Source organism: Aquamicrobium sp. (assembly GCF_023954335.1).
GTDB lineage: Bacteria > Pseudomonadota > Alphaproteobacteria > Rhizobiales > Rhizobiaceae > Aerobium.
This window is the reverse complement of sequence record NZ_JAMLIE010000002.1, coordinates 127,804-150,390: the sequence shown is the minus strand read 5'-3', so window position 1 is coordinate 150,390 and position 22,587 is coordinate 127,804. Positions and strand designations below refer to the sequence as shown.

At 68.6% G+C, this 22,587-nt stretch carries 25 protein-coding genes; 23 read left to right on the top strand and 2 right to left on the bottom strand.

The annotated features are described in order from the left end of the window. Positions 1–52: 52 nt before the first annotated feature. Together M9945_RS13290 and motA are read right to left on the bottom strand one after the other, a co-directional pair. Positions 53–1,030, bottom strand: coding sequence for a FliM/FliN family flagellar motor switch protein (locus M9945_RS13290; RefSeq protein ID WP_367944992.1), 978 nt, complete (start codon positions 1,028–1,030; stop codon positions 53–55). Next, a complete protein-coding gene (gene motA, locus M9945_RS13285) occupies positions 1,030–1,890 on the bottom strand; it encodes a flagellar motor stator protein MotA (protein WP_367944991.1) in 861 nt (286 codons plus the stop codon). The genes M9945_RS13290 and motA overlap by 1 nt, the downstream gene beginning before the upstream one ends. Positions 1,891–2,053: 163 nt before the next feature. Between motA and M9945_RS13280 the strand changes: the two genes are divergently transcribed. From M9945_RS13280 to M9945_RS13170, 23 genes are all read left to right on the top strand, one after another. Continuing rightward, a complete protein-coding gene (locus tag M9945_RS13280) occupies positions 2,054–3,160 on the top strand; it encodes a DUF1217 domain-containing protein (protein ID WP_367944990.1) in 1,107 nt (368 codons plus the stop codon). Between the two features lie 10 nt (positions 3,161–3,170). Next, positions 3,171–3,893: a flagellar basal-body rod protein FlgF gene (gene flgF, locus M9945_RS13275; protein WP_367930351.1), complete on the top strand. Its 723-nt coding sequence runs from the start codon at positions 3,171–3,173 to the stop codon at positions 3,891–3,893. Positions 3,894–3,897: 4 nt separating this feature from the next. Beyond that, positions 3,898–5,259 (top strand): flagellar protein export ATPase FliI, encoded by a 1,362-nt coding sequence (gene fliI, locus M9945_RS13270; protein ID WP_367944989.1) that lies wholly within the window; start codon positions 3,898–3,900, stop codon positions 5,257–5,259. Continuing rightward, complete coding sequence (locus M9945_RS13265; RefSeq protein WP_367944988.1) at positions 5,243–6,415, top strand: hypothetical protein; 1,173 nt, start codon at positions 5,243–5,245, stop codon at positions 6,413–6,415. Before fliI ends, M9945_RS13265 begins: the two co-directional genes overlap by 17 nt. A 74-nt stretch (positions 6,416–6,489) precedes the next feature. Continuing rightward, the gene (gene flgB, locus M9945_RS13260) at positions 6,490–6,870 is read left to right on the top strand and encodes a flagellar basal body rod protein FlgB (protein WP_367930354.1); all 381 of its coding nucleotides are present in this window, start codon (positions 6,490–6,492) and stop codon (positions 6,868–6,870) included. A gap of 5 nt (positions 6,871–6,875) precedes the next feature. Next, positions 6,876–7,292 carry a flagellar basal body rod protein FlgC gene (gene flgC, locus M9945_RS13255; protein ID WP_367930355.1) on the top strand — a complete coding sequence of 139 codons (417 nt, stop codon included), beginning with the start codon at positions 6,876–6,878 and terminating at the stop codon, positions 7,290–7,292. Between the two features lie 47 nt (positions 7,293–7,339). After that, the gene (locus M9945_RS13250) at positions 7,340–7,618 is read left to right on the top strand and encodes a flagellar hook-basal body complex protein FliE (RefSeq protein ID WP_367945581.1); all 279 of its coding nucleotides are present in this window, start codon (positions 7,340–7,342) and stop codon (positions 7,616–7,618) included. An 11-nt stretch (positions 7,619–7,629) separates the two neighbouring features. Next, positions 7,630–8,418 carry a flagellar basal-body rod protein FlgG gene (gene flgG, locus M9945_RS13245; protein ID WP_367930356.1) on the top strand — a complete coding sequence of 263 codons (789 nt, stop codon included), beginning with the start codon at positions 7,630–7,632 and terminating at the stop codon, positions 8,416–8,418. A 5-nt stretch (positions 8,419–8,423) separates the two neighbouring features. Beyond that, a complete protein-coding gene (flgA, locus tag M9945_RS13240; RefSeq protein WP_367944987.1) occupies positions 8,424–8,894 on the top strand; it encodes a flagellar basal body P-ring formation chaperone FlgA in 471 nt (156 codons plus the stop codon). After that, on the top strand, positions 8,891–10,147 hold the full coding sequence (locus M9945_RS13235; protein WP_367944986.1) for a flagellar basal body P-ring protein FlgI: 1,257 nt from the start codon (positions 8,891–8,893) through the stop codon (positions 10,145–10,147). Before flgA ends, M9945_RS13235 begins: the two co-directional genes overlap by 4 nt. Positions 10,148–10,157: 10 nt before the next feature. Further along, a complete protein-coding gene (locus tag M9945_RS13230; protein WP_367944985.1) occupies positions 10,158–10,694 on the top strand; it encodes a MotE family protein in 537 nt (178 codons plus the stop codon). Continuing rightward, positions 10,691–11,401, top strand: coding sequence for a flagellar basal body L-ring protein FlgH (gene flgH, locus M9945_RS13225; protein ID WP_367930360.1), 711 nt, complete (start codon positions 10,691–10,693; stop codon positions 11,399–11,401). Before M9945_RS13230 ends, flgH begins: the two co-directional genes overlap by 4 nt. A gap of 14 nt (positions 11,402–11,415) precedes the next feature. Continuing rightward, positions 11,416–11,910 (top strand): flagellar basal body-associated FliL family protein, encoded by a 495-nt coding sequence (locus tag M9945_RS13220; protein ID WP_367944984.1) that lies wholly within the window; start codon positions 11,416–11,418, stop codon positions 11,908–11,910. Beyond that, entirely contained in the window at positions 11,907–12,662 is a 756-nt protein-coding gene (fliP, locus tag M9945_RS13215) for a flagellar type III secretion system pore protein FliP (protein WP_367944983.1), read from the top strand. The genes M9945_RS13220 and fliP overlap by 4 nt, the downstream gene beginning before the upstream one ends. A 211-nt stretch (positions 12,663–12,873) precedes the next feature. Continuing rightward, positions 12,874–13,653: a flagellin gene (locus M9945_RS13210; protein ID WP_367930363.1), complete on the top strand. Its 780-nt coding sequence runs from the start codon at positions 12,874–12,876 to the stop codon at positions 13,651–13,653. A gap of 360 nt (positions 13,654–14,013) precedes the next feature. Then, on the top strand, positions 14,014–14,799 hold the full coding sequence (locus tag M9945_RS13205; RefSeq protein ID WP_367930364.1) for a flagellin: 786 nt from the start codon (positions 14,014–14,016) through the stop codon (positions 14,797–14,799). Positions 14,800–15,040: 241 nt separating this feature from the next. Beyond that, entirely contained in the window at positions 15,041–15,829 is a 789-nt protein-coding gene (locus M9945_RS13200) for a flagellin (RefSeq protein WP_367944982.1), read from the top strand. Positions 15,830–15,937: 108 nt separating this feature from the next. Further along, entirely contained in the window at positions 15,938–17,623 is a 1,686-nt protein-coding gene (fliF, locus tag M9945_RS13195) for a flagellar basal-body MS-ring/collar protein FliF (protein WP_367944981.1), read from the top strand. Then, positions 17,623–18,279, top strand: a complete 657-nt coding sequence (locus M9945_RS13190; RefSeq protein ID WP_367944980.1) for a hypothetical protein — start codon at positions 17,623–17,625, stop codon at positions 18,277–18,279. The genes fliF and M9945_RS13190 overlap by 1 nt, the downstream gene beginning before the upstream one ends. Next, positions 18,276–19,490 carry a MotB family protein gene (locus tag M9945_RS13185; RefSeq protein ID WP_367944979.1) on the top strand — a complete coding sequence of 405 codons (1,215 nt, stop codon included), beginning with the start codon at positions 18,276–18,278 and terminating at the stop codon, positions 19,488–19,490. Before M9945_RS13190 ends, M9945_RS13185 begins: the two co-directional genes overlap by 4 nt. After that, entirely contained in the window at positions 19,487–20,689 is a 1,203-nt protein-coding gene (locus M9945_RS13180; protein WP_367944978.1) for a chemotaxis protein MotC, read from the top strand. Before M9945_RS13185 ends, M9945_RS13180 begins: the two co-directional genes overlap by 4 nt. After that, a complete protein-coding gene (locus tag M9945_RS13175) occupies positions 20,686–22,062 on the top strand; it encodes a flagellar hook-length control protein FliK (RefSeq protein WP_367944977.1) in 1,377 nt (458 codons plus the stop codon). Before M9945_RS13180 ends, M9945_RS13175 begins: the two co-directional genes overlap by 4 nt. Then, positions 22,016–22,579, top strand: coding sequence for a lytic transglycosylase domain-containing protein (locus M9945_RS13170; RefSeq protein ID WP_367930371.1), 564 nt, complete (start codon positions 22,016–22,018; stop codon positions 22,577–22,579). The genes M9945_RS13175 and M9945_RS13170 overlap by 47 nt, the downstream gene beginning before the upstream one ends. Positions 22,580–22,587 lie beyond the last annotated feature (8 nt).

The following is a 22,587-nucleotide window of genomic DNA, read 5'->3' as shown; positions in this document are numbered from 1 at the left end:
GAAGCGGCGGTGTGCTCATACTCGTCTCCTTGCGGGCCTTGCGTTTCGCGCCTCAGCGCGGCATCAGCCCATCGATGAATTCCTTGCCCTGGTCGAAGGGCTCGGTGATGCGGACCGTGAAGTTCTGGCCCAGCTTGCCGAACTCGCAGGTGAACAGCGGCTTCTTGTGCGCCGACAGCGTGGTCTGGGTCGGCGCCGCCTCCGGCATTTCGAGGACCTGCCCGACGAAGAGCTCCGACAGGTCGCCGAGCGTCAGGCGGCCGAGCGGCACCGTCGCTTCCAGCCTGACGGCCGAGCGCATGACCTCCTCGCTGAAGCGCGCATGCCACAGCGCCTGCTGGTCGCCCTTGTCCTCGGCCTCTACCGAGCCGTCGCCCCGGTGCAAGAGCAGCACGCGCTGCGGCATCATGACGATGAACTGGCCCTCGCCCGAGGGCGCGAGCAACTTGAACGTCATCCGCACGGCCGGCCCGTCGCGGATGACGAGCTTTTTCAGGTCGCGCCCGGAGATCGCGGCGGGCATCGGGAAGCGGATCGACAGGGCGCGCACGCCCGAGCCGTTGAGCGCCTTCGCCGTCGCCTCGAACACGACGGAGGCCAGCTCCAGCTCGATCATGGTCAGCGGCCGCAGGATCGGCGCGACGCGCATGTCCGGGTCGCCGCCGAACAGCGCGCTGACGAGCAGCGCGATGGCCTGGGAATCGGCCAGGAGCATCAGCGCGTCGGGCGAAGTCGCCGACGAGGCGACGACGAGCGCGTCGTTCTCCGCCTCTGGGCGCTTGGCGTCGGCAAGGCGCGCCAGCGCCACCGATTCCAGCTCGATCTCGATCGGGTAGGACACCTGCTCGTTGAGGCTTTCGCGGATGGCCGGCAGCGCCCGCATGCCCAGCGAGCGCGCGGCACGCACGATGTGCTCGGGCTCGCCCGTGTCGCCGAGCAGTCGTTCGAGGATCGGGTTGCGCGGCTCCGCGCGCTCCCCGGAATCGGCCTCGGGAAGCTGCTTCTGCTTCTGCGCGGACCGGGGCGCCATCACGCCACCTTGCCGTGGAGGGTGCTCTGCTCGACCGCGTCGATCGACGGGCGGTCATAGGCGGAGATGGTCTTGCGGCCGAACTCCAGCGCGACCTGCGGCAGCGAGCCGTTCATGTAGGCGAGCAGCGTCTGCTTGACGATGATGTAGAGCCGGTTCTTCTTGTCGCGGACGATCTTGACCTTCTGGGCGATGGGCGCGACCACCGCGTAGTTCAGGAAGATGCCGAGGAAGGTGCCGACCAGCGCCGCGCCGACCAGCCCGCCGAGGATCTCCGGCGACTGGTCGATGGCGCCCATCGCCTTGATGACGCCGAGGACCGCGGCGCAGATGCCCAACGCCGGGAAGGCGTCGGCGAGCACGACCAGCGCGTTGTAGGACTTCAGCTTGTCGTGCTTGATGGTATGGATTTCCTCGTCCATCAGCGCCTCGATCTCGAAGGGACGGGCGTTGCCGATGATGATGATGCGGCAGTAGTCGCAGATGAAGTTGGTCAGGTCGCGGTTCTTCAGGACCAGCGGGAACGCCTGGAAGATCGGCGATTCGTCGGGATTGTCGATATGCGCCTCGACCTCGTTGCGCGACTTGGTGCGCAATTCGCGCATCAGGCTGTGCAGCACGCCGAGCGTCTCGAGATAGTCCTGTTCCTTCGGAACCTGGTTGCGGAACGCCTCCATCATCGCCTTGCCGGCGTCTTTTACGGTCGACATCGGGTTGGCGATCAGGAACGCGCCGACGCCGGCGCCGCCGATGATCACCAGCTCCCAGGGCTGCATCAGCACGTCGAGATGCCCGCCCATGGCCATGTAGCCGCCGAGCACGCAGCCGATGATGACGACGAAACCGATCAAAATGCCCACTGGAACCACCTTCCTGTGCGTCTTCGCGCCTCTTGGGTAACGCGCATGGCTTGCGCGAGGCTTGAACGGGCGGCGTCAAGGGCGTTCAGCTTCACGCAAGCATTTGCTCATAGTCTTGCGCGGTCCGTCCTGCGCAATGGAGGCGCATGTGCTCAGTACCAGCATGAGTTATCGGCTTATCGCCCGCGACATCGACAAGTCGCTGGACCGCGTCGGCAATCAGGCTGCCGTCAAGCGCGAGACGGCCTATTTCGAGGCCAATATCGGCAAGGTGACGTCGGTCGAGGAGTTCCTCGACAACACCCGCCTGTTCAACTACGCGATGAAGGCGTTCGGCCTCTCCGAGATGGCCTACGCCAAGGGCTTCATGAAGAAGGTCCTCAAGGAAGGCGTGACCGACCCCGAGAGCTTCGCCAACAAGCTGACCGACAAGCGCTACGCCGAGTTCGCCAAGGTGTTCGACTTCACCACGCGCGGCGCGCAGACCACCTCCTACAACGCCGCGCGCGACGGCACGATGAGCAGCTACATCGCCCGCGCCACCGTCAACGGCGTGCTCGAGCTGAGCGAGGCCGCCAAGGCGGAGAACGCCTATTTCAGCGAGAACATCGTCAAGGTCGAGTCGATCGACGATCTCCTCGACGACCCGCGCCTGCTCGACTATGCCCTGCGCGCCTACCGGATCGAGGATCTGGAATGGACCCGCGCGGACCTGATGAAAATCCTTGAAGGCGGCGTGTCCGATCCCGAAAGCCCCGCCAACAAGCACGAGAACGAGAACGTCGCGAAGTTCGCCGCGGCGTTCGACTTCGTCACGCTCGGCGAGAAGACCACGACCCATGTCGCGCCGCGCGACGTCACCGTCGCCGGCTACATGCGCCAGACGCTGGAGGAGAATGCCGGCGTCGAGAACGAGGGCGTGCGGCTCGCGCTCAATTTCCAGCGCAAGGCGCCCGATATCACCTCCTTCTACCAGATCCTCGGCGATCCGGCGCTGGCGCAGGTCATGCGCACGGCGCTCGGCTTTCCCGAGTCCTTCGCGCAGGCCGACATCGACCGTCAGGTGGCGGCGATGGAGAAGCGCCTCGACATCGAGGATTTCACCGACCCGAAGAAGCTGGAGAAGTTCCTCTCCCGCTTCTCGGCCATGTGGGACGTGACCAACAACACGGCCGTGACGTCCTCGCCCGCCCTCACCCTGCTTTCGGGCGCCGTCTCCTACGGCATATCCAGCGACACGCTGATGGCCATCGCAACCCTGAAGAAATAGGAACCGCCTCGTGCAATCCGGAATCTATGTCGCGCTTTCCTCGCAGATGGCGCTCGCCAAGCGCCTGACCACCATCGCCGACAACGTCGCCAATGCCGGCACGGTCGGCTTTCGCGCGACGGGGGTGAAGTTCGAGGACGTGGTCAGCGGGCTGGGCGACAAGTCCGTCGCCTTCGCCTCGGCGGGCAACACCTATCTGTCGGCCCAGACCGGCTCGATGCGGGAAACCGGCAGCCCGTTCGACTTCGCCATCAAGGGCGACGCCTGGTTCGCCTTCGAAAGCCCGCAAGGCCCGGTGATGACGCGCGACGGCCGCTTCACCATGCTGGAGACCGGCGATCTCGTGACGCTGGAGGGCTATCCGGTGCTCGACGCCGGCAGCGCGCCGATCCAGCTCGACGCCCAGGGCGGGCCGCCCGAGGCCGGCGCGGACGGCACCCTGCGCCAGGACGGCCGACTGATGGCCGCCATCGGGCTGTTCCAGTTCCAGCCGGGCCTCGACTTCACCCGCTACGGCAATTCCGGCGTCGTCCCCTTCGGCATGCCGGAGCCGGTGCTCGACCGCATCGATGCCGGCGTCACGCAGGGGTTCGTCGAGGATTCCAACGTCAACCCGGTCCTTGAGATCACACGCCTCATCCAGGTGCAGCGCGCCTTCGAGCACGTCTCGGCGCTGATCCGCGACAGCGAGCAGGCGCTCGACCAGGCGATCTCGACGCTCGGACCGAGATAGGCCGATGCAAGGGGGCAACTCATCGCTCAACGCGCTGGAGCGCGTCCTGTCGCGCTTCGGCAACGACCGCACGCTGCTGCGCAGCGGCGGGCGCATCGACGAGATCTCCCCCAGCCACTACCGCGTGCGCGGCATCTCCATGAACGCCCGGCTCGGCGACATCGTCGAGCACCGCTCGGCCTCTGGCCCGCGCACCGGCGAGGTCGTGCGCATCGGCCCCGACGAGACGCTCATCGCCCCTTACGACCGCAACCCCGACGCCGGCATCGGCGACGGCGTGTTCATCCGCACCGGCGGCGGCGCGGCGCCGCATGCCTCGTGGCGCGGCCGCGTCGTCGACGCGCTCGGCCGTCCGGTCGACGGCAAGGGCCTGCTGGTCGTCGGCAAGGATATCGCGCCGGCCGCCGCGCCCTCGGCCATGGCCCGCCAGCGCGTCGCCACCGGCTTCATGACCGGCGTGCGCGTCATCGACATCTTCACCCCCATCTGCTTCGGCCAGCGGCTCGGCGTCTTCGCCGGCTCCGGCGTCGGCAAGTCGACGCTGCTCGCCATGCTCGCCGGCGCCGAGGCGTTCGACACCGTGGTCGTCGCGCTCGTCGGCGAGCGCGGCCGCGAGGTGCGCGAATTCCTCGAGGACACGATCGGCGCCGAGTGCCTCGCCAAGACGATCGCCGTCGTCGCCACCAGCGACGAGAGCGCGATGATGCGCCGGCGCGCGCCCGACATGGCCATGCGCGTCGCCGAGCATTTCCGCGACGAGGGCCATCGCGTCCTCCTCGTCCTCGATTCGATCACCCGCTTCGCCCACGCGCTGCGTGAGGTCGCCATCGGCATCGGCGAGCCGCCGGTCGCGCGCGGCTATCCGGCTTCGGTGTTCACCGATCTGCCGAAGCTGCTGGAGCGCGCCGGCCCGGGCATCGACGGGACCGGCTCGATCACCGCGATCCTCTCGGTCCTCGTCGACGGCGACGACCACAACGACCCGGTCGCCGACTCGATCCGCGGCATCCTCGACGGCCATGTCGTGCTGGCGCGCGCCATCGCCGAGCAGGGCCGCTACCCGCCCGTCGACCCGCTGGCCTCGATCTCGCGCCTCGCGCCGAAGGCGTGGTCGAAGGAGCAGCGCGTCCTCGTCACGCGGCTGCGCTCGATGATCGCCCGCTTCGAGGACACGCGCGACATCCGCCTTCTCGGCGCCTACCAGCCGGGCGCCGACCCCGAGCTCGACCTTGCCGTGCGGCAGGTCCCGTCCATCTACGAGGCGCTGACCCAGACGCCGCAGGACCCGGTCTCGGCCGACCCGTTCGCCGATCTGGCGCGTCACCTGAGAAGCAAGGAGATGGTGGCGGATGAACCCGTGGAATAGGCTGCGCAATCTGGCGGAAGGCATCTTCGCGGGCGGCAGAGCGCGCCCGGCGACCGACGACGCCATCTACCTGACGGAGACCGCCTACCGCAACCGCCAGCCCGCCCCGGCCAAGGCCCCGGAGATCCGCGAGCGTTATTTCGGCCTCGGCTCCCGGCGCGAAAAGGCCGCGCGCGAGGCAGTCGCCCCCGCAGGCCGGCGCGCCGGCCTGCTGGCGCGGCTCGGGCTGCGGCGCGATCCCGCCGCCGAAAGCGATTCCGAACGCTATGCCGGGACGAAGATCGTCGGCAAGCCGCACAAGCCGCGCAAGCCGAAAGCCCCGGTCGCGGCGGCCGGGTCCGAGCCGCCCGCCCGCGGCGACAAGGCGAAGGACGCCCCGCAATCGCGGCGGGACACCGTGCGCCCGGCCCTGCCGCGCAAGGCGGAAACGCCGGTCGAAGCCCCAACCGCCACGCCGGCCGTCGAGATCGAAACGCCTGTCCGCGCCGCGAAAACCATCAAAGCCCCGCAGCCGCGGCAGCCCGCCCCGCGCCCGGCCCCGGAGCCCGACGACGAGGCGATGCTGCGCCGCCTGTTCGGCGAGCCGCAGGAGAACAAGCCGGACGCGGTCCCGCCCGCGCCTGCCGCCGCGCCCGCTCCCGCCGTCAAGGCGAAGAAAAAGAAGATGGATCGCGGCGACGTCACCGTCGCGGCCCTCGGCGTCACGCTCGCCGCCATCTGCGCCGTCTTTCCCTGGTACATCTTCTTCAATCAGGAGAAGTTCGGCGTCCGCGAATTCGTCTTCAGCGGCCGCGGCTCGGGGCGTCCCGCCTCGGGCTTCGCCTACCAGCCGCAGCCCGTGGGCAAGCCCTTCGCCAACGCCGAGGTGCCGAAGATGGAGCTCGACTTCTTCCCCACCGCCACCCTGCCCACCGATCAGGGCCCGGGGCGCGCCGTGCCGGCCTCCGAGCAGCCCTTCCCGGCCGACCTGGTCGGCTTCCGGCTGGTCCATGTCGCCAACGGCCGCGCCATGATCGAGGACGGCGACGGCCTGTGGGTCGTCCAGCGCGGCTCGCGCCTTCCCGATTCCAGCCGCGTCGTCTCCATCGAGCAGCGCAACGGGCGCTGGGTCCTGCTCACCTCGCAGGACAAGGTCGTCGAGATCGACGCCAACTGAGCAAGGTTCCCGGCCGCGCGCAAGGTCCGCGCAAGGCCGGATTCTTAAAGTATCGTTACCCTCGAGGAGTAGCGATGCAACCCGTCAACCTGTTCGCACTGGCATCACAGCAGGCACGATGGCTGTCTGTGCGCCAGACCGCCGTTTCCAGCAACATCGCCAACGCCAACACGCCCGGCTACGGCACGGTGGACGTCGAGCCGTTCGAGGCCGTCCTCGACCAGACGCGCGTCGCCATGCGCGCGACGCATCCGAAGCACATCGCCGTCGGCGCGACGGCGGACGCCTTTGCCGTGCGCCAGACCGACGAGAGCCGGCCGCTGATGCCCTCCGGCAACACGGTGGTGCTGGAGCAGGAACTGATGAAGTCCGGCGAGGTCCGCCGCTCGATGGAAATGAACACCGCCATCGTCAAGGCCTTCCACCGCATGCTGATGATGACGACCCGGAGCTGACCCGCGTGGACCCGCTGATTTCCTCTCTCAAGGTGGCCGCGACCGGCCTCGGCGCCCAGTCGGAGCGCCTGCGCGTGGTCTCGGAAAACCTCGCCAACGCCCAGTCGACCGGCAACTTCCCCGGCGCCGACCCCTACCAGCGCAAGACCATCACCTTCACCGCCGAGCTCGACCGCCTGTCGGGCGCGCGGATGGTCGAGGTCTCGGCGATCTCGCCCGACCGCACCGCCTTCCCGACCGAGTTCCAGCCCGGCCACGAGGCCGCCGACGAGCTCGGCTACGTCAAGATGCCGAACGTCAACGTCCTGGTCGAGATGGCCGACATGCGCGAGGCCAACCGCAGCTACGAAGCCAACCTGCAATCGATCAAGCAGGCCCGCGAGCTGATCTCCATGACCATCGACCTCCTGAGGAACCAGTGATGATAGACAGCCTTGCGGCCCTCGGCCGGGTGACCTCTCCCTCGTCGATGCTCGACGGCCTCGCCACCCAGGTCGGTCCGGCGATGAAGCCGGCCAACGTCGCGGCCGCGACCTCGTTCTCCGCCGCGCTGGCGTCGGTGTCGCAGGACGCGGTCTCCACCCTGCGCGACGCCGAGGGCCTGTCGCTCAAGGCGCTCCAGGGCGAGACGGAGACCCGCGAGGTTGTCGACGCGGTGATGAGCGCCGAGCAGACGCTCCAGGCCGCGATCGCCATCCGCGACAAGATCGTCACCGCCTATCTCGAAGTCAGCCGCATGGCGATCTGAGGAAAAATCCCATGAAAGCACTCGCCATCGCAGCCACCGGCATGAACGCGCAGCAGACCAATCTCGAGGTCATCGCCAACAACATCGCCAACATCAACACCACCGGCTTCAAGCGGGCGCGGGCCGAGTTCTCGGACCTGCTCTATCAGGCCGAGCGGGTGCAGGGCGTCCCCAACCGCGCCAATCAGGCCATCGTGCCGGAAGGCTCGCATGTCGGCCTCGGCGTCAAGACGAGCGCCATCCGCAACGTCCACCTGCAAGGCAACCTCGTCAACACCGGCAACAAGCTCGACATCGCGCTGACCGGGCAGGGCTGGTTCCAGATCGAGGGCGCCAACGGCGAGGAGCTCTACACGCGCGCCGGCTCCTTCAACACCAATGCGGAAGGCCAGCTCGTCACCGTCGACGGCTATCTGGTCGCCGGCGGCATCGTCATCCCCGACAACGCGGTCGAGGTCATCGTCAACAAGTCGGGCCAGTTCTTCGCCCGCTACGACGACCAGATCGAGCTGGAGGAGCTGGGCCAGCTCACTTTGTCCAACTTCTCCAACGAGGCCGGCCTCGCCCCGCTCGGCGACAACCTGTTCCAGGAGACCGCGGCGTCCGGCCCGGCCATCGCCGGCATTCCCGGCGATCCGGGCTTCGCCACCACCGAGCAGTATTATCTCGAATCCTCCAACGTCGACCCGGTCAAGGAGATCACCGAGCTGATCTCGGCGCAGCGCGCCTACGAGATGAACTCCAAGGTCATCAAGGCCGCCGACGAGATGGCGGCCACCATCACGCAGGGCATCAGGTAGCAACCATGGTCCGCCGCCGCCTTCGGGCATTCCTGTCCGCCTTCATCCTCGCCGCCGCGGCGGCCATGGCCTTGCCGGCGGCCGCGCAGGACATGGTTCTGGTGCCCGTGCGCACCATCTATCCGGGCGAGACCGTCTCGGCCGACATGCTGCAGGAAGTGCCGCTGCGCCGCCAGCTGCGCAACCCCGCCGCCGTCGAGCGCGACTGGCGGGCGCTCGACGGCAAGGTGGCGCGCCGCACCCTGCTGCCGGGGCGCATGATCCCGACCGGCTCGGTGCGCGAGGCGTGGATCGTCGAGCCCGGCAAGCCGGTTCAGGTGCTCTACGTGCAGGGCGGGCTCGAGATCGCCCTGTCGGCGATCGCCCTCCAGGCCGGGGCGGCGGGCGACATGGTACGCCTGCGCAACGTCGATTCCGGCTCCGTCTTCTCCGGCGTCGTCATGGCCGACGGCACGGTCAGGATCACAGCGTCATGATGCGGCGTCTGGCCCTGGCATTCGCGGTCCTCATCGGCGTCGGCGGCCTCGCCGTCGCCGACGAGCCGCGCGGCACGAACGCCGGCGCGGGCACGGGCGGCTCCATCGCCGCCGGCGACGGGCGCGACGGCACGGCGGCGGGCGAGGTGTATGCCGGCGCGGCCTATGGCGGCGTCTGGCGCAACGACCCGCTTTCCGGCTCCGGCTTCACCACCGCGCGCATCAAGGACATCGCCCTGCTCCAGAGCGCCCGCGACAACCAGCTCGTCGGCTACGGCCTGGTGATCGGCCTTCAGGGAACGGGCGACGGCCTGCGCTCCTCGCCCTTCACCGAGCAGTCGATGCGGGCGATGCTGGAGAATCTCGGCGTGTCGACACGCGGCGGCCAGTCGCGCGCCAAGAACGTCGCCGCCGTCATCGTCACCGCCAATCTGCCGCCCTTCGTCCAGTCCGGCGCGCGGATCGACGTCAACGTCTCCTCGATGGGCGACGCCACCTCGCTGGCCGGCGGCACGCTGGTGATGACGCCGCTGCGCGCGCCCGACGGCGAGATCTACGCCGTGGCGCAAGGCTCGGTCATCGTCGCCGGCTTCTCGGCGCAGGGACAGGCCGAAACCCTGACGCAGGGCGTGCCGACGAGCGGGCGCGTGCCCAACGGCGGCATCGTCGAGCGGCAGGTGCCCGCCTCCTTCACCGCCGACACGACGCTGACGCTGCAGCTGCGCAACCCCGACTTCTCGACCGCCGTGCGCATCGCCGACGCCATCAATGACTACGCCAGCCACCGCTTCGGCCGCCGCGTCGCGCAGGAGCAGGACGCCCGCACCGTGACGATCCAGCGGCCGCAGGGCATTTCGGCCGCGCGCTTCTATGCCGAGCTCGAGAACATCGTCATCGAATCCGACGCCCCGGCCCGCGTCGTCGTCGACGAGCGGACGGGCACCATCGTCATCGGCCAGCAGGTGCGCATCTCGCGCGTTGCCATCAGCCACGGCGCGCTGACCGTGCGCGTCACCGAGATGCCGAAGGTGGTCCAGCCCGAGCCGTTCTCGCGCGGGGAAACGGCGGTCGAGCCGTTCACCGCCATCGAGGCCGACCGGCCGGACGGCAAGGTGGCGATGCTCGACGGACCCGACCTCGAGACGCTGGTCTCCGGCCTCAACCGTCTCGGCGTCAAGCCCGACGGCATCATCGCGATCCTGCAGGGCATCAAGTCGGCGGGCGCGCTCCAGGCCGAACTCGTGCTGCAATAGGATGACCGCGATGGCCCCTCGTCCCGTTTCCGCCAACCGCCGCGCCGCCTTCGCCGCCGGCATCGGCATCGTCTTCGGCGCTCTAGCCTTCGGCGGCACGCCGGCCGCGACGCAGGCCATCGAGACGGTCGCGGCGAAGATCGGCGAGGTCGACGACGACATCCGCCGCTTCTGCTCCAACATCGCCGACGCCGCGCGCGACCGCCGCTACGCGCTCCAGCAGGCGGAGCTCGAAAAGCTCCAGCAGGACATCGACAAGCGCATCGCCGCGCTGGAGGAGAAGCGCGCCGAGTACCAGGACTGGCTGACGCGCCGCAACGACTTCCTCGCCAAGGCCGAGGGCAACCTCGTCGAGATCTATTCGCGCATGCGCCCCGACGCGGCGGCGGAGCGGCTCGCCGAGGTCAATGTCGAGCTCGCCGCCGGCATCCTGATGAAGCTCCAGGCCCGGCAGGCGGGCATCATCCTGAACGAAATGGACAGCAAGGCCGCCGCCACGCTCACCGGCATCATGGCGAGCGCGGCCCGCAGGCAGGACCCGACATGAACGCGAAGCCGCTCCTCCTCACCGCCGCGCTCGCGCTCGCCGGCTGCAACACGCCCTCGATGGACGAGGTCAACCGGGCGCCGGCGCTGTCGCCGGTCGGCTACGGCGTCGGCGTCGACCCGAAATCCGCCTACAGCTATCCGACGCCGCCGGCGCAGGCGACCAAGAAATACTCGCTGTGGGACGACCGCCAGTCGAAGTTCTTCACCGACGCGCGCGCCCTCCAGGCCGGCGACATCCTGACGGTCGACATCCAGATCAACGACCGCGCCCGCTTCCGCAACGAGTCGGAACGCTCGCGCACGTCGAGCCGCGGGCTCGGGCTCGGCGCCGCCGTCGCGACCTGGCCGTGGAAGGGCGTCACCGGCTCGGCCGAGTTCGACATCGATTCCGACACAGCCAGCAAGGGCGCCGGCGCGACCGCCCGCTCCGAGGATATCCGGCTTTCCGTCGCCGCCGTGGTGACGGACGTGCTGCCCAACGGCAACCTCGTCATCTCCGGCTCGCAGGAGGTGCTGGTCAACGCCGAGCTTCGCGTCCTGACCATCACCGGCATCGTGCGGCCCTCCGACATCGGCGCGGCCAACACCGTCTCCTACGAGCGGATCGCCGAGGCGCGCATCTCCTATGGCGGGCGCGGCAGGCTGAGCGAGGTCCAGCAGCCCGGCTGGGGCCACCAGATCGTCGACAACGTCCTGCCCTTCTGACTCCGGTTCGCGCCATGGCCATCATCGACGACACCGCCCCGCCAGAGCCGAAAGGCCAACCGCTGATCGTCCAGATCGCGGCGCTTACCGGGCTGACGGTCGCCGCCATCGCCATCGGCTGGCTCGCCGGCCTCTATCTGTCGGGCCAGCAGCCGGACCGGCAGAAGGAAGCGGAGAGCGCCGTCGTCAAGGCGAGCGAGACCCATCTTGCCGAGGTGGGCGAGAAACTCGGCGTCGTCTATCTCGAGCCCGTCACCACCAATCTCGCCGGCCCGACCGAGACCTGGGTGCGGCTGGAGCTGGCGCTCGTCTTCGCCGACAAGCCGGACCTCGTGGTCGCCCAGACCGTGCAGCAGGACATCCTCGCCTATCTGAGGACGGTGAAATTCCACCAGGTCGAAGGGCCGAGCGGCTTCCAGCACCTGAAATCCGACATCGAGGAGCGCGCCGCCATCCGCAGCGAGGGCAAGGTCAGAAGCGTCCTCATCCGTACCCTGCTGTTCGAATGATCCGCCGGCCTCCCCTTCCGGCCGCCCTCGCCGCTTGCGCGCTTCTGGCGGGCTCTGCCCTGCCGGCCGCCGCGCAGGGGCTCGACCTCGGCGCGATAGCCGGCCAGATGCAGGGCCAGACCGTCGGCACCATCGTCCAGCTGTTCGGGCTGTTGACCGTGCTGTCGCTGGCGCCCGGCATCCTCATCATGGTGACGAGCTTCACCCGCTTCATCATCGTCTTCTCGATCCTGCGCTCCGGGCTAGGCCTGCCGTCGACGCCGGCGAACCTGATCCTCATCAGCCTGTCGCTGTTCATGACCTTCTACGTCATGGGCCCGACCTTCGACCGCGCCTGGAACGACGGCATGCAGCCGCTGATGGCCGAGGAGATCACCGAGGCGGAGGCGTTCGAGCGCATCTCCGACCCGTTCCGCGACTTCATGGCGGCCAATGTCCGCGACAAGGATTTCGACCTGTTCGCCGATCTCGCGCGCGAGCGCGGCCAGGCGGACGTCTCGGTCGAGGACGCGGATTTCCGCATCCTCGTCCCCGCCTTCATGATCTCGGAGATCCGGCGCGGCTTCGAGATCGGCTTCCTGATCGTCCTGCCCTTCCTCGTCATCGACCTCATCGTCGCCACCATCACCATGTCGATGGGCATGATGATGCTGCCGCCGGTCGTCGTCTCGCTGCCGTTCAAGATATTGTTCTTCGTGCTGATCGACGGCTGGAACCTGCTCGTCGGCTCGCTGGTGCGCTCCTTCGCCTGAGCGCGCGGGCTTTCAGCGCCCGTTAACCATATGATTTTCCGGTAAATTAACCATGCCCCTTATCCGTTTCGCAGGCTTTCGCGGTCTAGATTGGCGGTGAGGGGCAGATCGGGGCTTGGGGACTTCCAGCTGATCGGGGCATGACGCCGCGCCGCCTTCGCCGGATCCTTCCGGCATGTCGTTTCGTGTATCGAGTTACAAGGCGTTTATCATGTCCAGTCTTCTGACCAACGCGTCCGCGATGACGGCGCTGCAGACCCTGTCGCAGACCAACAAGAACCTCAACACCACCCAGGCGCGTATCGCCACCGGCCAGCGCGTCTCCGAGGCGTCGCACAACGCCGCCTACTGGTCGATCTCGACCGGCATGAACGCCCAGAACAAGGCGCTGTCGGCCGTTCAGGACTCGCTCGGCTTCGGCAAGGCCATCCTCGACACCGCCTATACGGGCCTCAACGAGGCGCTCGTCAAGGCCGAGGACATGATCGCCAAGTATGTCTCGCTCGAGCAGGACGGCATTGACGCCGCGGCGGTCAACGCCGAGATCACCCAGCTGAAGGCGCAGATCACCGCCATCGCCACGGGCGCCGACTTCGAAGGCCAGAACCTGCTGTCCACCGCCGGCACCGCCGTCGACGTCGTCAACGGTTACAACAAGACCACCGGCGTCTCGACGATGACCATCGCCAAGTACGACCTGGAAGCCGCGTTCGCGGCCGTCACGGACGAGGTCACGGCGCAGGCCGCCTTCACCGCGATGAAGACGGCGGCCGCCGAGTTCGGCGCGATGAAGATGCGCATCGAGTCGCAGTCGTCCTTCATCTCGCAGCAGACCGATGCCATCGACCGCGGCGTCGGCCAGCTGGTCGACGCGGACATGGAAGCGGAATCGGCGCGTCTGTCGGCTCTTCAGGTCCAGCAGCAGCTCGGCATCCAGGCGCTCTCGATCGCCAACGCCAACACCCAGAACATCCTGTCGCTGTTCCGCTAAAGCAATTCCAGGAAAAGTGTGAAGCACTTTTCCGTCCGGAATTGCGTAAGCCAAAGAACTGGATCCGGGCGGCGACAGCCGCTCCGATCGACATCGCAAGGGCCGCGCTCCGCAAGGGGCGCGGCCTTTCGCATGCCTGCCTCCCCTTCGTCGGGAACCGGGCCACAGCCGGGAAAATTGATTAAAATTGTAGTTTTACAAAGCATTAACCATGTTTCTTAGCCTGCGGTTAGCCATTCCAGCAGATAAATACCGGTCAAGAGCGGTCCGGAGTGTTCGTTTCCGGCGGCATGAAGCCCCCTCCGCTTTGCCGGCCCTGCCGGCATGTCGTTCGAGTTTCCCGTACGAGGCACCAGTTTCATGTCCAGCCTTCTGACCAACGCGTCCGCGATGACGGCGCTGCAGACCCTGTCGCAGACCAACAAGAACCTTGCCATCACCCAGAACCGCATCGCCACCGGCCAGCGCATCTCCGAGGCGTCGGACAATGCCGCCTACTGGTCGATCTCGGTCGGCATGAACGCCCAGAACAAGGCGCTGTCGGCCGTTCAGGACTCGCTCGGCTTCGGCAAGGCCATCCTCGACACCGCCTATACCGCCATTCACGAGGCGCTCGGCAAGGCCGAGGACATGATCGCCAAGTATGTCTCGCTCGAGCAGGACGGCATCGATTCCGTCGCGGTCAACGCCGAGATCACCCAGCTGAAGGCGCAGATCCTCGCCATCGCCGTCGGCGCCGATTTCGAGGGCCAGAACCTGCTCTCCACCGCCGGCACGGCCGTCGACGTCGTCAGCGGCTACAACAAGACCACCGGCGTCACGACGATGCAGATCGCCAAGTACGACCTCCAAGCGGCGATCGGCGGCACCATCACCAACGAGACCGAGGCGCAGGCCCTGTTCACCGCCATGAAGACGGCCGCCGCCAATTTCGGCGCCATGAAGATGCGCATCGAGTCGCAGGCAACCTTCGTCTCGCAGCAGATCGACGCCATCGACCGCGGCGTCGGCCAGCTCGTCGATGCCGACATGGAAGCGGAATCCGCGCGCCTGTCGGCCCTTCAGGTCCAGCAGCAGCTCGGCATCCAGGCGCTTTCGATCGCCAACTCGAACACGCAGAACCTGCTCGCGCTGTTCCGCAACTAGCCGCGACAGTCCACCGGACAAAGACGAGGCCGCGCTCCGCAAGGGGCGCGGCCTTTTCGCGCGCGCGGTCCGGCATGGTTAACGGCCGGTCAACCGACATGGTTAACGCTCGTTTAACGACTGGCTCCTATAACGGAACGACATGCAGGACAGGCCGGCGATCCAGCCGCGCATGATGCAGCCTCGTCCTCCCGGCCGGCCCGGATCGTTCCCGTCGAAGTTCGAGTCCCCCTGGAGAGACATGTCCAGCCTTCTCACCAACTCCTCGGCGATGACCGCGCTCCAGACGCTGCGCAGCATCGGCAAGAACCTGTCCGTCACCCAGAACCGGATCGCCACCGGCGAGCGCGTTTCCGAGGCCATGGACAATCCCGCCTACTGGTCGATCTCGGTCGGCATGAAGGCGCAGAATAAAGTGCTGTCGACGGTCAAGGACTCGCTCGGCCTCGGCCAGGCCATTCTCGACACGACCTACACCGCCCTCGCGGACGCGATCATCCACGCGACCGAGGCGCTGGGCAAATATGTCGCGCTCGAGACCGACGGCATCGACACCGCGGCGGTGACGGCCGAGATCGTCCAGCGCAAGGCGCGCATCGTCGAGATCGCCCGGGCCGCCCAGTTCGAGGGCCAGAACCTGCTGCGCACCGGCGGCACCGCCGTCGACATCGTCAGCGGCTACATCAAGGGCGGCGGCGGCGTCCAGACGCTGACGCTGTCGCCCTACGACCTCGAAGCGGCGGCCGCCGGCATCACCAGCGTCGCCACGGCGCAGACCACGCTCGACGCGCTGAAGACCGCGGCCGCCGAGTTCGGCGCCATGAAGATGCGCGTCGAGTCGCAGACCTCGTTCACCTCGCAGCAGATGGACGCGATCGACCGCGGCATCGGCCAGCTCATCGACGCCGACATGAACGCGGAATCGGCCCACCTCTCGGCGCTTCAGGTCCAGCAGCAACTCGGCATCCAGGCGCTGTCCATCGCCAACGCCAGCAGCCAGAACATCCTGACGCTGTTCCGCGGCGGCTGATCGCCGTCGCAACGGGAACGGGGCCGCTCCCCGCGAGCGGCTCGATGCCATGTTCGCGCAAGCTTCACCGCCTATTCTCCGGAGCCTGTAGTCCCGGAGCATGAAGCTTTGCCTGAACAGATCAAGTCCATCCTCGACAATCTCCGCAGCCTGGGTCCCAAGCGCCTCGCCATGATGGGCGGGGCCGGCGCCATTGTCGTCGCCCTCATCCTGACCGCCTCGATCTGGCTGAACAGGCCGGCCTACGAGACGCTCTATGTCGGCCTCGACCGCGCCGATGTCGGCCAGATCGGCATGGTGCTGTCCGAATCCGGCATCCGCTACGACGTGTCGAGCGACGGCACCGCCGTCATGGTGCCGACGGGACGCACCGGCCAGGCGCGCATGCTGCTCGCCGAGCGCGGCCTGCCGACGTCGAGCAATGCCGGCTACGAGCTGTTCGACAATGTCGGCTCCTTCGGGCTGACCTCCTTCATGCAGGAAGTGACGCGCGTGCGCGCGCTCGAGGGCGAGATCGCCCGCACCATCCAGTCCATCGCCGGCATCAAGTCGGCCCGCGTCCACATCGTCATGCCCGAGCGCGCCTCGTTCCGTCGCGAGGAGCAGGCGCCGACCGCCTCGGTCGTGGTGCGCGCCGGCGGCACCGACGCGGTCAAGGCCGCGCTCGCCATCCGCCACATGGTTTCCGCCGCCGTGCCGCGGCTCACCCCCGATAAGGTGACGGTGCTCGACGCCTCCGGCGACCTGCTCGCCGCCGGCGACGACCCCAACAACAACAGCGCCACGCGCTCGATCACCATCGAGCGCACCGTCGAAAGCCAGATCGAGGACAACATCCGCCGCGCGCTCGCGCCCTATCTCGGCCACGAGAACTTCCGCACCAGCGTCAAGGCCGAGGTCAACACCGACATGCGCCAGATCGAGGAGACGATCTTCGATCCGGAATCGCGCGTCGAGCGCTCCGTGCAGATCGTGCGCGCCAACGACCAGGCCAGCCAGCGCCAGGCCGCGCCGCCGACCACCGTGCAGCAGAACCTGCCCGACGAGGATCTGGCCGGCGGCGAGGGCCCGGCCTCGTCCGAGCAGCGCGAGCGCCGCGAGGAAACCACCAATTACGAGATGAACTCGAAGCGCATCGCCACCGTTTCCAACGGCTATTCGGTGTCGCGCCTGTCCATCGCCGTCGTCGTCAACCGCGAGCGTCTGGCCGCCGTTCTCGGCACCGAGGCCACGCCCGAGCACATCGCCGAACGCATCGCCGAGATCGAGAAGCTCGCCGCCTCGGCCGCCGGCTTCGACACCGGCCGCGGCGACGTCATCAACGTCTCCTCGGTCGAATTCATCGACGGCATCGCCGGGACCGAGATCGCCGAGGCCGGCTTCCTCGAGACCGCCGGCCGCCATGTCGGGACGCTGATCAACGCGCTCGCCTTCATCGTCGTCGCGTTCCTCGTTTCCTGGTTCGGCTTGAAGCCGCTGATCGCCGCCGTCACCGGCAGGAAGGACGAGGACGGCGAGCCGAATTTCGGCGACCTCCAGCTCTCGCTGCCCAACCCGCTCGACTCGCTCCAGCTTCCCGACCCGCTCGCCGCCGACGGCGACGGCATGGGGATGGGGATGGGCATGAACCCGTTCGGCGGCCCCTTCCCCGACCACATGGCCGACGACATCCGCTTCAAGATCAAGCCCGCCCCGCAGGACAGGCTGGCCCAGATGGTCGACCTCAACGAGGAGCGCTCGGCCATGATCCTGCGCAAATGGGCCAAGGCTGACGTCCAGGAGGTCGCGGCCTGATGTCCGCATTGTCGCTGGCCGATGCGCTCAAGGACTTCGGAGCAAGCCCCGCTTGCTCCGCGGAGCCTTTTTCCGTCGCCGCGGCGCATTTTCCCATGGAGCCTGCCGGCTTTCCCGACTTTCCGGCGATGGCGCAGCCCGAGCCGGTCGATGTCGACGCCCTCGTCGCCGAGGCAGTGGCGCGGGCCGAGGAGACCCTGTCCGAGCGGCTCGCCGCCGAGCATGCCGAGGCGCTGCGCGCCGAGCAGCAGCGCCACGCCGACGAGATGGCCGAGCTGCAGCTGCGTTTCGCCGAAGCGGCGACGGAGAAGATCGCCTCCGGCTTCGCCGAGATGGAGGAGCGCCTCGCCGCCTCCACCAGCACTGTCACCGCGCGCATCCTCGGCACCATGCTGAGCGACGATCTGCGCGACCGCTCGATCGACCGGCTCGTCGTCCTCATCGGCGAGGCGCTGGGCGACGGCGAGGCCGTGCGCGTGCGCATCCACGGCAGCCTGCCGCTGTTCGAGACGCTGAAGCGGAAGATGCCCGGCCGCGCCAGCCAGTTCGACTTCATGGAAAGCCCCGATTTCGACCTCTCCGTCATCATTGACGACAGCATCTACGAGACACGCCTTGCCGAATGGTCGGCTGCGCTTGCGGAGACATTGGCATGAGCGCATTCGACGCCGAGGAAGGTAAGCGCGAGATCATCATCGTCAAGCGCCACAACAGCGACCATGACGACGGCCACCATGGCGGCGTCTGGAAGATCGCCTTCGCCGACTTCATGACCGCGCTGATGTGCTTCTTCCTGGTGATGTGGCTGGTCAACGCCACCAGCGAGCAGACCAAGGCCGCCATCGCCAGCTATTTCAACCCGATGACGCTGGTGGACAGCGCCCCGAGCAAGAAGGGGCTGGACGATCCGGGCAAGGAGATCCCTCCCGAGCCGTCGCCGAGCGACACCTCGCGCAACGCGCCGCAGCCGGAGACGGCCACCGGCCAATTCGTCAATTCGCTGGAAACGGAAGACACGCACAAGACGTCGGACCAGCACCTGTTCTCCGACCCCTACGCGGTGCTTGCCGAAATCGCCGCCCAGACGGCGACGCTCCAGAACGTCTCCGAGAAGGGCGACGGCGGCGCGCAGACCTCCGGCCCGGCCACCGGCGCGCAGGGCGGCGAATCCTATCGCGATCCCTTCGCGCCCGATTTCTGGTCGCAGGAGATCGCGACGAGCGCTGACGATGCCGAGCTCGACGTGTTCCGGCGCGGGCAGCCCGAAGCGCCGGAAAGCGCCGAGCCGCCGGTCGAGGCGCAGGAGGAAGCCGTGGCCGAGGGCGAAGCCCTGCCCGCCACGCAGCCGGCGCAGATGGCCGAGGCAGAGCCGTCCGAAGAGGGTCAGGCCCCGGCCGCCGGCCATGCGATGAAGGTGGCCGAGGAGGTGCGCGAGGGCATCGCCGAGGCGTTCGGCCGCGATTCCACGCTCAACAAGGCCGTGTCGGTCGAGGTGCAGGGCGACGGCGTCCTCATCTCCATCACAGACGATCTCGATTTCGGCATGTTCGAGGTCGGGTCGGCCGTGCCGAAGGGTGAGCTCGTGCTGGCCATGGAGAAGATCGCCCGCTCGCTCAACGAGCAGAGCGGCCGGATCAGGATCAACGGCCACACCGACGGGCGGCCGTTCCGCAACGCCAATTACGACAACTGGCGCCTTTCCACCGCGCGCGCCCATTCGGCCTATTACATGCTGGTGCGCGCCGGCATGGACGAGGCCCGCGTCAGCGAGGTCGCCGGCTTCGCCGACCGCAAGCTGCGGATCGCCGACGATCCCTTCGCCAACGCCAACCGCCGCATCGAGATCTTTCTGGAGACGGAAAGATGAAACCGCGCGATGGCATCGCGGTCCTCGTCCTGGCGCTCGCCGCGCTCGCGGGCTCGGGCGCGCGCGCCGAGGAGCCGGCGGCGCGGGACGGCGGCCTTCAGCCCTACCAGATGGTGCGCTCGCTCGAGCTGGTGCAGGACCGCATCGCCGGCGGCGACCACGCGGCGCTGCCGATGCAGAAGAAGCTGCTCGAGCTGATCGACGCCCGCTTCCGCAACGCGCAAGGCCAGGAGTTCACCGAGCGCCGCAACTTCGATGCGCTAATGGTCTACGCGATGAGCGGCGGCAATCCCGAAACCGTCGCCGCCAGCCTCGGCGGGCTCTCGCTCGACGAGGCCGACCGCGCCGCGACTGAAGGCGTGCTGAGCTATCTCGGCGGGGACGTGGCCGAGGCGCGCCGCGTGATGGCCTCGGTCGACCCGGCCGCCCACACGCAGGACGTCGCGGCGTTCCTCGCGCTCGTCAAGGGATCGGTCGTCGCCGGCGACGACGTGAAGTCCGGCCTTGCCATGCTCGACCGGGCGCGGCTTCTTGCCCCCGGCACGCTGGTCGAGGAAGCGGCGCTGCGGCGCACGCTGGCGCTTGCGGTCCCGAGCGGCGACGTGGAGCGGTTCACGCGCGCCGCCGAGCAGTATTCCCGCCGGTTCCTGCGCTCGCCCTATGCCGCGCAATTCGCAGAGACCTTCGTCGCCGGCATCCTTGCGCTGAAGGACAGCATCGACCTCGCCCGCGTCGAGCAGGCCGTCTCGTGGATGACGCAGGAGCAGGCCCGCACCGTCTATCTGCGCCTCGCGCGCCGGGCCGCCATCGACGGCGACACCGCCCTGCTCGAGTTCGCCTCGCGCCGCTCGACGGGCGAAGCCGAGGCCGAGGCCGTGTCCGACGCCAGCGACGCGCGCAGCGAGCTCTATGCCAGCATATCGTCGGTGACGTCGGATTCGGTCGACGCCGTGCTCGACCGGCTGATCGAGATGGACGCCTCGCGGCTTTCCTCGGCCGACCGGGCCCTGCTGGAGGCCGCCCGCACCGTCGCCACCGAGGTCGTCGCCCCGGTGAACGCCCATGCCGCCCGCCCGCCCACAGAGGGCGCGCAGAGCGCGGCGGCCGGCGCAGACGACGCCCCGATCGATCCTCTCGTCACCTCGGCCCGCGCGCGGCTGGAGGAGATCGACAGACTGCTTGAGGAGAGCAAGCCATGACGATGGACGTTGCCATGGGCCTCGGCCCCGCAATTGCCACGCGCGACGGCGAACGCGGCGGCAGGATGGAAAAGGGCGAGGCGTCCGCATTCGACGAGGCGCTCACCCAGAAATCGGCAAAGCGCATGCCGCATCCCCGCGACGATGCGGAGCAGGCCGACGGGCAGCCGCCGAAATGGCGGCTCGGCGGCTATGGCGACAAGCTCGCCCTGCTGGTGCCCTTCGGACAGACCCCGGACCCGGCCGCCGGCGATCCCGCCGAGATCGGGCTTCCGGACGCGGACGGGGCGTTGCCCGACATGGCGGCGCATGACGAGGCGCGCGACGCCGTCGATACGCCGGACACGACGCCCCGGATGCAGGCCGATGACCACCCGGCAAGAATAGGGGTGCCGATTGCCGCCGACGAACGGCAGCCCGGCGGGAAGGACGAAGCCGCGCCGGCCTCCGACACGGTCGATGCGGACGGCGGGGAAGCGCCGCGCCGGCAGGCAAGTGCCGACATCATCGCAACGGCCATCGGGAACGAGCGGACCCAGACGGCTGCGCCCGTCGCCGCCGCCATCGGCGAGCCCGCCCCTACAGAGCGGCGGGGCGCGCAGGCGCGCGAGGCGGAGCGCAGGCCGGGCCCGCAGGCATCCCCCGCCGCCGGCCGTGCCGACGAGCCCGTCCGGCAGGAGCAGCGCCCTGCCCCGGCGGAGCGGCAGCAGCCCGAACTCTCCCGCCTGACGGCTCCACGCGCGATGGCCGAGCGTGGCGGGACGGACGGCGGAACCCGGACGGGCGCGGACGGCGGCCAGCCGCGCGTCAGCGTCCTCGGCTTCTCGACCTCGGCGCCGCCCGTGCTGCCCGTGACCCTTTCCCAGCCGGCCGCGCTGTCGCCCACGGCCGCCGGCGTCGTCGCGGCGATGGAAGCGGAGCCGACATGGCGCGCCGCCGCAGCCGAAGCGGCGACCCAGCGCGGCCAGCAAGCCGGCACCGTCTCGACGCTGCGCATCCAGCTGAACCCCGCCGAGCTCGGCATGGTCACCGCCCGGCTGGTCGCCACCGGATCACAACTCGAGATTGAAATCCGCGTCGAATCCAGTGACGCCCGCCAGCGGCTGTCGAACGACGCCGACGCCATCGTCAAGGCGCTGCGCGGCATCGGCTACGACATCGAGCGGGTGACGATCCAGCAGGCGCAGTCCGGCGCGGCCGCGTCCCAGCAGCAGGGCGGCGGCCAGCGCGATCCCTTCCTGCAGGGCCAGCAGGGCGAGGCCGGAGCGAATGCCGGGCGCGGCGGACAGGGCGAGAAGAGCGATGGCAACACGGCGCGCGGCACCCATGGCGAAACGGCTGCGGAGCGCGCTGGCGGCGGCGTTTATATCTAGCTTCGCCTGCTCCGCGGCAGCGGCCGGCAACGCCTGCGAGGCCGAGATCCTGCGGGCGGCGGACCGCTACGACGTGCCTGCCGGCATCCTCTACGCGGTCGGCCTCGCCGAGACCGGTCGCAAGGGCAGCCTCCATCCCTACGCGCTCAACATCGAGGGCCGCGCCGTGTTCGCGCGCTCGGCGACCGAGGCGGAAAACGCGTTCCGCAAGGCGCGCAGCGGCGGCGTCAAGCTCATCGACCTCGGCTGCATGCAGATCAACCATCACTACCATGCCGAGCATTTCACCAGCCTGCGGCACATGCTCGATCCGCGCTTCAACGTCGACTACGCCGCCCGGTTTCTCGCCCAGCTGAAGAAGCGGCACGGCACATGGGCGCTCGCCGTCGCCCGCTACCATGCCGGCCCAGACAACGACCCGGCGCAGAAGCGTTACGTGTGCCGGGTGATCGCCAATCTGGCCGCCACCGGCTTCGGCCAATGGACCCCGCAGGCGCGCGCGTTCTGCCACTCATGATTGCAGAG